Source organism: Pantoea sp. Morm (assembly GCF_016643525.1).
GTDB classification, from domain to species: domain Bacteria; phylum Pseudomonadota; class Gammaproteobacteria; order Enterobacterales; family Enterobacteriaceae; genus Pantoea; species Pantoea dispersa.
Window position 1 is genome coordinate 1 of the sequence record NZ_VOQX01000126.1, and the last position, 10,219, is coordinate 10,219.

Here is a 10,219-nt window from a genome sequence, read left to right on the forward strand (position 1 = left end):
CCAGCAATGTGCTGGAAGCCATGCAGCAGTTTAAACAGAGCCAGTAAATTCGCTGGCGCATTGACTGGATTATTATCTGTCGCCACTGGCGTATTGGTTAGATTGTTGCCCGCCTCAGCTGGCCCATCGATTGGATTTTTGCCTGTCTTCGCATCGATTTGGTCATTGCCTGCCCACAGCATTCAGGCATCCCCCGCTTATATCTCCTCTGTTCTCTGGAACCCGCTCGTAAATCCTGCTGCAAATCGCTGCAACGCCGCTTTGCTGCTCGCCACGCCGTCTCCACCGGCGTATTGTGCCTCTCGCACACCGGCCAGGGTTAGCGACAGATCGCAGTGCGCATCAATGCGCACCCTACAGGTTTTTTAGGGTCGCCATTCATGGCGACCTGTCGCCAAACCGCACAGAACTGGTAGCGGCGCGATTTCGCGGTGCGCATAAATGCGTACCCTGTGAAACCTGTAGGGTCGCCATTTATGGCGACCTTTCGTCAAACCGCACAGAACTGGTAGCGGCGCGATTTCGCGGTGCGCATAAATGCGCACCCTGTGAAACCTGTAGGGTCGCCATTTATGGTGACCTGTCGTCAAACCGCACAGAACTGGTAGCGGCGCGATTTATCGCGCAAACAGGTTACGCGGCACCTTTATGGCAACCTGCCGTGCAACCGGGCAAAAAATCGCCCCCACGGTAACCGCGCCATGATCTGCACGGTCGCCATTGATGGCAACCGAGAAACCCAACGCTGCATGGACAGCAGGAGAAAACCTCATGGAAATCGCCTACTGGCTGATCGGTACACTGCTGGCGCTCTGTGTCGGCAGCTTTCTCAACGTAGTCATTTATCGCCTGCCGCAGCAGGTAATGAACCCGCAACCCGGCCTTACCCTGCTGCTGCCGCGCTCGCACTGTCCACACTGCCAGACCACGCTGCGCGCGATCGATATGCTGCCGCTGCTCAGCTGGCTGTTGTTACGCGGACGCTGTCGCTACTGCCACCACCCGGTGAGCCTGCGCTACCCGCTGACGGAGCTGCTCACCGCCGCGATCAGCCTGGCGCTGGCCTTGTTGCTGCCGCCCGATAGCCGCCTGCCTGCCGCCCTGTTGCTCGCCTGGATTCTGCTGGCGCTAACCCTCATCGACATTGAGCATCTGCTGTTGCCGGACGCTCTCACCCTTTTACTGCTGTGGCTTGGCCTGCTGTTCAAAGCGCTGTACTGGCTGCCCGGTACGCTGAATGATGCCGTGTTCGGTGCGATAGCTGGCTACAGCACGCTGTGGCTAGTGGGTGAACTCTATCAGCTGATAAACAAGCGCCCCGGTCTCGGGGGCGGAGACGCCAAACTGCTGGCTGCGCTGGGTGCCTGGCTTGGCTGGGCGCTTTTACCCTTTGTGCTGTTACTGGCTTGCACAGGCGCAATTTTGTTTGTTCTGCTGGCCCGATTAGGCTGGCAACGCGAGCTGTATCACGTGCTGCCCTTTGGTCCGTGGCTGGCACTGGCGGGCATAAGTCTTTTTATTCACACGATTATTTAATCGCCTGTTCATATCGCGGCGCTAAAATAAGTGGCCAGTTTCTGTCCAACGTCCTGATTCCTATATGAAAAGAATAAACAATTCTAAACAAAATTAATCATTGTGATGTGCGTCAAAAGGCTCTATATTGGCCGCGTTTTTTGAGCCACTGATACTTTTTTGTTCAACTAGTCAATCGGCCAGCCTGTTCGAGCCCCGGTTGAAGGAGAGATATGATGACGGATAAAGTCCGTATTGATACTTTTGGTGCCAACTCATTCAACGGAAACAACGACGCATTCTTAGCCCGTCAGGCTGAGTTTGAATCAAACGTCAGGAGTTACCCGCGCAAGTTGCCTTTAGCGATTGCCAAAGCCAATGGCGTGTGGATTACGGATGTTGAAAACAAACAATATCTTGACTGTCTGGCTGGCGCAGGGACGCTGGCACTTGGTCATAACCATCCTGATGTTCTGCAGAGCATCCAAAATGTCATTACCAGCGGCTTGCCGTTACATACTCTTGATCTGACGACGCCTCTGAAAGATCAGTTCTCCGAATCTCTGCTCGCGCTGCTGCCAGGTCAGGGTAAAGAGTACTGCCTGCAGTTCACCGGTCCATCCGGTGCTGATGCCGTTGAAGCGGCGCTGAAGCTGGCGAAAAAAGTCACCGGCCGCAGCGGCGTAATCAGCTTCTCTGGCGGTTACCACGGGATGACGCACGGCGCGCTGTCCGTGACCGGCAACCTGTCGCCGAAAGAAGCGGTTGACGGCATGATGCCAGAAGTGCAGTTCATGCCTTACCCGCACCTGTACCGTTGCCCGCTGGGCCTCGGCGGCGAAGCTGGCGTGAAAGCCCTGACCTACTACTTCGAAAACCTGATCAACGACGTTGAAAGCGGCGTGCGTAAGCCTGCGGCCGTGATCCTCGAAGCGGTACAGGGTGAAGGCGGCGTGAACCCGGCGCCAGCTGAGTGGCTGCAGCGCATCCGCAAAGTGACCCAGGAACACGGCATTCTGCTGATCCTCGACGAAGTCCAGGCTGGCTTTGCCCGTACCGGTAAGTTCTTTGCCTTCGAACACGCGGGCATTGAGCCAGACATCATCGTGATGTCTAAAGCGGTGGGCGGCGGTCTGCCTCTGGCCGTGCTGGGTATCAAAAAGCAGTTTGACGCCTGGTCACCTGGCCACCACACCGGTACCTTCCGCGGCAACCAGCTGGCGATGGCAACCGGTCTGGCGACGCTGAAGATCCTGACCGAGCAGAACATCGCCGGCAAAGTGGCAGAACAGGGTGAATGGCTGAAAGCCCAGCTGAACGCGATGGCGAAACGCTTCCCGGTTATTGGTCACGTACGCGGCCTCGGGATGATGATCGGTATCGAAATCGTTAAGCCACACGAGCCAGCTGACCACATGGGCAGCTTCCCGGCCGACGGCGAACTCTCTGCACTGCTGCAGAAAAAATGCTTCGAAGCCGGTCTGATTCTGGAGCGTGGCGGTCGTCATGGTGCGGTACTGCGCCTGCTGCCATCACTGCTGATCAGCAACGAAGAGCTGGCCGTGTTCCTGGATAAATTTGAGCAGGCGCTGCTGGGCGCTGGCGTCAAACCTGTTTGACTGGAAGAGTAAATGTCTGAAGTAAACCCGATTCTGGCCGCCTCGGCCCCGAGCATTGAGGCGTACCAGCAGGCGATTGCCCAGAGCAGCGCCGCGGTTGTGCAGTGGCTGCAACAGCCTGAGATGTACCAGGGCAAAACGGTTGCCGAACTGCGCGAGCGTATCACGCTCGACTTCAATCCAAACGGCCTGGGCAACCAGGCCGCGATTGAACGTGCGATTGAATATTTCCTCAAAGACAGTCTGGCGGTGCACCATCCGCAGTGCGTTGCGCACCTGCACTGTCCGAGCCTGGTGGTAAGCCAGGCGGCTGAAGTGCTGATCAACGCCACTAACCAGAGCATGGATTCGTGGGATCAGAGCCCTTCTGCCACCATTATTGAAATCAAACTGATTGAGTGGCTGCGTGCGCAGGTTGGCTATCCGGCCGGTGATGCGGGCGTGTTCACCAGCGGCGGTACGCAGAGCAACCTGATGGGCCTGATGCTGGCACGTGACGCTTTCTATGCGCGTCAGGGCCATTCCGTGCAGCAGCACGGCATCACTGGCGATCTGCGCAAGATTAAAGTGCTGTGCTCAGAAAACGCCCACTTCTCCGTGCAGAAGAACATGGCGCTGCTGGGCCACGGCTATCAATCTGTGGTGCAGGTGAAATCGGATCAGTTCGCCCGTATGGACGTGAATGACCTGAAAGCCAAACTGGCGCAGGCTGAAGCCAACGGCGAACAGATCCTGGCGATCGTCGCGACGGCAGGCACCACCGATGCCGGCGCCATCGATCCGCTGCGTGAGATCGCAGCCATCGCCGCTGAGCACAACATCTGGGTGCACGTGGATGCGGCCTGGGGCGGTGCGCTGCTGCTGTCTGAAAAGTATCGTCATTACCTGGATGGTCTGGAGCTGGTGGATTCCGTCACCCTCGACTTCCACAAACAATACTTCCAGACCATCAGCTGCGGCGCGTTCCTGCTAAAAGACGCGCGTCACTATGAGCTGATGCGTTATCAGGCGGCTTACCTGAACTCCGAGTTCGATGAAGAAGCCGGCGTGCCGAACCTGGTGTCCAAATCACTGCAGACCACGCGTCGTTTCGATGCGCTGAAACTGTGGATGGGTCTGGAAGCGCTGGGTCAGAAACAGTACGCCGCGATTATCGACCACGGCGTGAGTCTGGCACAGGACGTCGCGCAGTTCGTTGAATCTGAGCCGCGTCTGGAACTGGTAATGCAGCCACAGCTGGCCAGCGTGCTGTTCCGCTATCGTCCAGCCCGGCTGAGCGACAGCGCGCAGATCGCCCTGTTCAACCAGCGTATCGGCGATGCGCTGCTGGAATCAGGCCGCGCTAATGTCGGTGTGACCGAGCATGCAGGCATGACCTGCCTGAAGCTGACGCTGCTGAACCCGACCGTCACGCTGGAAGACATCAAGCTGCTGCTGGCGCTGGTAGAAAAAACTGCTGATCAACTGCTGAGTGCCTGATTAGGTGTGAAGTAAATAAGCCGCTAACCGGCAACGGTTAGCGGCTTTTTTTATAGGTTAAAGACTGATCGCCGCACGCTGGCTCACTGCGGAATGCGCGCAATTACCTTGATTTCGAAATCATAGCCCGCCAGCCAGTTGACGCCCACCGCCGTCCAGTTGGGATAAGGCGCATCGCCGAAGAAGCGCAGCCGTACTTCGTTCACCGTGGCGAACTGCGCTTCCGGATCGGTATGAAACGTAGTGACATCAACCACGTCATCGAAACTGCAACCGGCGGCCTTCAGCACCGCCGCGAGATTGGTAAATGCCTGATTAACCTGACGCGTGAAATCCGGCTCGGCGGTGCCATCATCCCGGCTGCCTACCTGGCCGGAAACAAACAGCAGATCGCCGGAGCGAATCGCCGCAGAGTATTTATTGATGTTGTACAACGCCTGACGGCCCGCTGGAAAAACAGCATCGCGTTTGTTCATAATCGTACTCCTGAAGATGAGAGAAGAAAGCGGGTTAGCTATGCCCGCTTTCGCTTTAACATACGCCGCGTATGTATTACTATGTTTTACATACGCGGCGTATGTCAATGCAAAATTTAAGGAACAGCGATGGCAGCCAGACGACGGGCAGACCAGGTGGAAGAGACACGCGGCAAACTGATTGCCGCTGCACGACGCGCGTTTGCGCAGAAGGGTTACAGCGAAGCGTCAATGGATGACCTCACGGCAGCCGCCGGGCTGACGCGCGGTGCGCTGTACCATAATTTTGGCGACAAGAAAGGGTTATTGCAGGCGGTTATTGACCAGATCGATGGTGAGATTCTTGAGCAGATGCGCGCAGCCGGACAGCAGTATCACACTCGCTGGCACGCGTTTCTGGCGGAAGCCATTACCTATATCGAGATGTCGCTGGAGCCGGAAGTCCAGCGCATCATGCTGCTGGACGGCCCGGCGGTGCTGGGCGATCCGTCGCGCTGGCCTAATCAGACCGCCTGTCTGCGCACCACCGCCGCCATGCTGGCGGAGCTGATTGAGGAAGGTACGGTGAAACCGGTCGATACCGAAGCGGCGGCGCAACTGGTCAACGGCGCCGCGCTCAATGCCGCGCTGTGGATTGCCGCTGCCGATGAGCCGGTCGCGGCACTGCCGCGTGCGGTGCAGGCCTTTCGGCTGCTGGTTTCCGGGCTGCTGGTCAACCCGGCGTCGCATTGAGTTCGCGTATCCAGCTGAGAAACGCCTGCAGCGGCGCCGGGATCAGCCGGCGGTCATTGTAATACAACCACAGGCCGGGAAAGCTGAGCCACCAGTCGGCAAGAATCGGTTGCAGACTGCCGTTGGCCAGCGCCGGCTTCAGCCAGTCCTCAAACAGATAGACCACGCCGGCACCGGCGATGGCCGTTGACACCGTCAGCTCCATCGCCGCACCGATGCTGCAAATCAGCGGCCCCTGCGGCTGTAGCATGATGCGTTCCGCGCCGCGGCTGAACTCCCATTCGGCCGTCACCCCGGTGGCATAACGACCATACAGACAGCGATGCTGCATCAGGTCGCGCGGATGCTGCGGCGTACCGTAAGCCGCCAGATAGGCCGGCGCCGCGGCCGCGGCAAAGCGCTGCACGCGCGGACCAATCGGCAGCGCCACCATATCCTGTTCCAGATGATCGTCGTAACGGATACCGGCATCGCAGCTGTCGCGAAAAATGTCCTGCACATTACTCTCCGCCACGATCTCCAGCCGGATGTCGGGATAGCGCTGCAAAAATCCCGGCACAATCGCCGGTAATACCAGCCGCGCCGCGCTGACCGGCACGTTCAGCCGCAGCGTGCCGCCCGGCGTGTCACGGAACGTGTTCAGGGCATCCAGCGCCGCATCCACTTCGTTCATGGCGGGTAGCAGCCGTGACATCAGCGCCCGGCCCGCTTCGGTCAGTACCACCGTTCGCGTAGTGCGATTGAACAGCCGAACGCCCAGTTGCTGTTCGGCGCGCCGCACCGCATCACTCAAACGCGACGGATTGCTGCCGCTCATGCGCGCCGCCTCGCGAAATCCACCGGCTTTTGCCACCGCCACTACCGCATGCAGCAACGCCATATCCAGCGCCATTGTGCGTCACTCCGTACAGTCTGTCCTGATTTACACGGATAGTCGCACAGCACCGTTGTGATTACAATTTAAACACTATCCGATGAAGGAGGTTTACATGTCACAGGCTACCACCACTTACACACTGGGCGACCGTCAGGTTGCCCGTCTCGGCTACGGTGCCATGCAGCTGGCCGGTCCCGGCGTATTTGGCCCGCCAAAAGATGAGGCCCGCGCGTTACAGGTGCTGCGCGATGCCGTGGCTGCCGGTGTGAATCACATCGACACCAGTGATTTTTACGGCCCGCACATCACCAATCAGCTGATCAAAAAAGCGCTCTATCCTTACCCCAGCGATCTGGTGCTGGTGACCAAAGTGGGTGCCCGACGTAATACCAAAGGCGGCTGGCTGCCCGCCAGCACGCCGGAGGAACTGACGCAGGCGGTTGAAGATAACCTGCGCAATCTCGGCCTCGACGTGCTGGAGGTCGTCAATTTACGCTCGATGCTGAGCGTTCATGGACCGGCAGAGGGATCGCTGGAGCCGCAAATCGAGGCGATGATTAAACTGCAGCAGCGTGGCCTGATTCGGCACATTGGCCTGAGCAACGTGACCGCCAGTCAGGTGGCGCAGGCACAGCAGATGACGCCGATTGCCTGCGTACAGAATCTGTATAACCTCGCCAATCGTCAGGATGAGGCGCTGATCGACCAGCTGGCGGCGCAGGGCATTCCCTACGTGCCGTTCTTTCCGCTCGGCGGTTTTTCGCCACTGCAGTCGGAACAACTCAGCGCGGTGGCCAGCGCGCTCAACGCCAGTACGCTGCAGGTGGCGCTCGCCTGGCTGTTGCAGCGCTCAGACAACATTCTGCTGATTCCCGGCACCTCCTCGCCGCAGCATCTGCAGCAGAATCTGGCCAGCGCGGCGCTGACGCTGAGCCCGGAAGTGGTTGCGCAACTGGACAGCATTGGCCGGGCGTAAGGCACGCGCCGGGGCTATCCCCGCCCGGCGATGCCCGCTTCCACCAGGCAGGCTTTGAGCACACCGAACGCATCCTGGCACTGGCGCTCATCCACGCAGGCGTAACCGAGCAGCAGACCGCGTCGCTCCTGCGGATGCATGTAGTATTGCGACAGCGGCCGCACCTTCACGCCGCGTCGCAGCGCCAGCGCGGCAATCGCCACATCGTCGCAGCCCGGAGGCAGATTCAGCACCAGATGCAGTCCGGCTTCATGATTGACCACCGGCATAAAGGCCGCGCCCAGGTAGCGCTCAATTAATGTCATCATAAAGCGCCGGCGCTGACTGTAGAGTTTGCGCATGCGGCGGATGTGCGTCATGTAGTGGCCTTTCTGAATAAACTCCGCCAGCGCCCGCTGCACCAGCAGATGCCCGCCGCGATAGAGTTCGGCCGCCGCCACGCGCAGCGGCTGCGCCAGCGCTTTTGGCACCACCAGATAGCCGAGACGCAGCGCGGGATAGAGCGTTTTACTGAAGGTGCCCATATAGATCACCGGCGCATCCGGTTCAAAGCCCTGCAGCGAGGGGAAGGGCTGGCCGGCGAAACGAAATTCGCTGTCATAGTCATCTTCCACCAGCCAGCTTTTGTGTTTGCGCGCCAGGTCGAGCAGTTGTCTGCGCCGCTCCAGACTGAGATGCACACCCAGCGGATACTGGTGTGACGGTGTCACAAAAATCATCTTCGGCGCTTTGCTGCGTGGTGCCAGCTCCGGGATAATGCCCTGTTCATCCACCGCTTTGGCCTGAATTTTTAGCCCGTTAATGCGTAACAGGTTGCGTGTGCCCCAGTAGCCTGGCTCCTCGATCCACACCGGATCGCCCGCGTCGCACAGCACGCGCGTCACCAGATCCACCGCCTGATGAATGCCTTCAGTAATGATGATTTGATCGGCGTCGGCACGCACCGAGCGCGCCACGCTGAGATACTCAGCCAGCGCCTGGCGCAGCTGCGGACAGCCGCCGTTACTGCTGTAAATCAGGCGCTCGATGTCGGGTTCGCGATTCAGGCGCGACTGAATCTGGCTAAACAACTTATGTGGAAACTCACGCACATCCGGCGCGCCGGGCACAAATGCGCCCCACTGATAAGGCGAGGCATTGGCGTGACCGAGCAGCGTGGCGCCGCGTTTCGAAATCGCCGCCGGTTTACTCATCAGGGGTTCACTGAGCGGCAGCGCCGGCGCGCTGTTGAGGCACCCTTCCGGCAGATTTTCTGCAATCCACGTGCCGCTGCCGGTGCGCGCGCTGACATATCCCTGCGCGACCAGATTTTCATAGACGTTGAGCACCGTATTACGCGACACCGCCAGCTCTCGCGCTAAATCACGCGTCGCCGGCAGGCGCGAGCCGCGCGGGAAAATGCCCTCTACAATTGCCGCCTGCATGCAGTGCAGCAGGCGCTGCTGCAACGTGCCTTCCGCGACAAACTGTAGTCGTTCCAATACATGATCGGCGTATAAACTCCGCAATTGGCTCCATCCTTCTCAGTGAAATTGGCTCTGGCAACCGCGCTCAGTGCAGGCATAAATAAGCGTGTTTGTCGTGATTTGTAAAGACGCTTATCGCTAAGGAAAGGTTATGGAAGGTAAAAACAGCCAGTTGCAACAACGCAAAGATGACGCGCTGCCGCGCGGCACCGGTAATCTTTGTCAGTGGTATGTCGATCAGGCCGAAAACGCCACGCTGCGTGATGTTGAGGGCAATAGCTGGATTGATTTCGCTGGCGGCATCGCGGTGCTCAACACCGGCCACCGTCATCCGCGCATCGTGCAGGCCATTGCCGATCAGTTAGCAAAATTCACCCATACCGCATTCCAGGTCACGCCGTATGAGAGCTATGTGGCGCTGGCGGAACGCATCAATCAGCGGGTGCCAATTGCCGGTAAAGCCAAAACCGCTTTTTTCACCACCGGCGCTGAAGCGGTAGAGAATGCGGTTAAAGTGGCGCGCGCCGCTACCCGTCGTCACGGCATCATCACCTTCGGTAACGCCTTTCACGGCCGCACTTTCATGACCATGGCGATGACCGGCAAAGTGGCCCCCTATAAGCGCGATTTTGGCCCGATGCCGGCCTCGGTGTTTCACGCCCGCTACCCTAACGCGGTCACCGGCATCAGCGTTGAGGACGCTATCGCCAGCCTGCACGATCTGTTCAGCCACGACATCGCGCCGCAGGATGTGGCCGCCATCGTACTGGAACCGGTGCAGGGCGAAGGCGGTTTCCACATCGCGCCGGCAGAGTTTCTTACGCAGCTGCGCGCGCTGGCCGATGAGCACGGCATTCTGCTGATTGCCGATGAGGTTCAGAGCGGATTTGCCCGCACCGGCAAGCTGTTTGCCATGGAGCACTACAGCGTGCAGCCCGATCTCATCACCATGGCGAAAAGTCTGGCGGGCGGTATGCCGCTGTCGGCGGTGAGCGGTCGTGCTGACATCATGGATGCGCCCGGTCCGGGCGGGCTGGGCGGTACTTACGCCGGCAATCCGCTATCGATTGCCGCCGCGC

10 protein-coding genes are annotated in these 10,219 nt (G+C 59.1%); 6 read left to right on the plus strand and 4 right to left on the minus strand.

Annotation, left to right across the window (positions count from 1 at the left end; all coding sequences use genetic code 11):
* Positions 1 to 182 (minus strand): hypothetical protein (locus tag FT726_RS24400; protein WP_346303601.1); only part of this gene is annotated, 182 nt, incomplete at its 3' end.
* Between the two features lie 589 nt (positions 183 to 771).
* Between FT726_RS24400 and FT726_RS24405 the strand changes: the two genes are divergently transcribed.
* The 3 genes from FT726_RS24405 (at position 772) to FT726_RS24415 (ending at position 4,613) form a co-directional block, all read left to right on the plus strand.
* Positions 772 to 1,536, plus strand: a complete 765-nt coding sequence (locus FT726_RS24405; RefSeq protein ID WP_346303602.1) for a prepilin peptidase — start codon at positions 772 to 774, stop codon at positions 1,534 to 1,536.
* A 215-nt stretch (positions 1,537 to 1,751) separates the two neighbouring features.
* Complete coding sequence (locus tag FT726_RS24410; protein ID WP_288421737.1) at positions 1,752 to 3,134, plus strand: diaminobutyrate--2-oxoglutarate transaminase; 1,383 nt, start codon at positions 1,752 to 1,754, stop codon at positions 3,132 to 3,134.
* A gap of 12 nt (positions 3,135 to 3,146) precedes the next feature.
* A complete protein-coding gene (locus FT726_RS24415) occupies positions 3,147 to 4,613 on the plus strand; it encodes an aspartate aminotransferase family protein (RefSeq protein WP_282996331.1) in 1,467 nt (488 codons plus the stop codon).
* Between the two features lie 83 nt (positions 4,614 to 4,696).
* Here the strand turns inward: FT726_RS24415 and FT726_RS24420 are convergent, their stop codons facing one another.
* Positions 4,697 to 5,089: a RidA family protein gene (locus tag FT726_RS24420; protein WP_058759130.1), complete on the minus strand. Its 393-nt coding sequence runs from the start codon at positions 5,087 to 5,089 to the stop codon at positions 4,697 to 4,699.
* A gap of 129 nt (positions 5,090 to 5,218) precedes the next feature.
* On the opposite strand from FT726_RS24420, the gene FT726_RS24425 reads away from it, so the two are divergent.
* Entirely contained in the window at positions 5,219 to 5,821 is a 603-nt protein-coding gene (locus tag FT726_RS24425; RefSeq protein WP_021509093.1) for a TetR/AcrR family transcriptional regulator, read from the plus strand.
* Here the strand turns inward: FT726_RS24425 and FT726_RS24430 are convergent.
* A complete protein-coding gene (locus FT726_RS24430; protein WP_222952082.1) occupies positions 5,802 to 6,713 on the minus strand; it encodes a LysR substrate-binding domain-containing protein in 912 nt (303 codons plus the stop codon). The two genes, FT726_RS24425 and FT726_RS24430, sit on opposite strands and share 20 nt — an antisense overlap.
* A gap of 97 nt (positions 6,714 to 6,810) precedes the next feature.
* Between FT726_RS24430 and FT726_RS24435 the strand changes: the two genes are divergently transcribed.
* Positions 6,811 to 7,674, plus strand: a complete 864-nt coding sequence (locus FT726_RS24435; protein ID WP_288421660.1) for an aldo/keto reductase family oxidoreductase — start codon at positions 6,811 to 6,813, stop codon at positions 7,672 to 7,674.
* A gap of 14 nt (positions 7,675 to 7,688) precedes the next feature.
* On the opposite strand, the gene FT726_RS24440 is transcribed toward FT726_RS24435, so the two are convergent.
* A complete protein-coding gene (locus tag FT726_RS24440) occupies positions 7,689 to 9,182 on the minus strand; it encodes a PLP-dependent aminotransferase family protein (protein ID WP_193751880.1) in 1,494 nt (497 codons plus the stop codon).
* Positions 9,183 to 9,291: 109 nt separating this feature from the next.
* On the opposite strand from FT726_RS24440, the gene FT726_RS24445 reads away from it, so the two are divergent.
* Positions 9,292 to 10,219 (plus strand): aminotransferase class III-fold pyridoxal phosphate-dependent enzyme (locus tag FT726_RS24445; protein WP_346303603.1); only part of this gene is annotated, 928 nt, incomplete at its 3' end.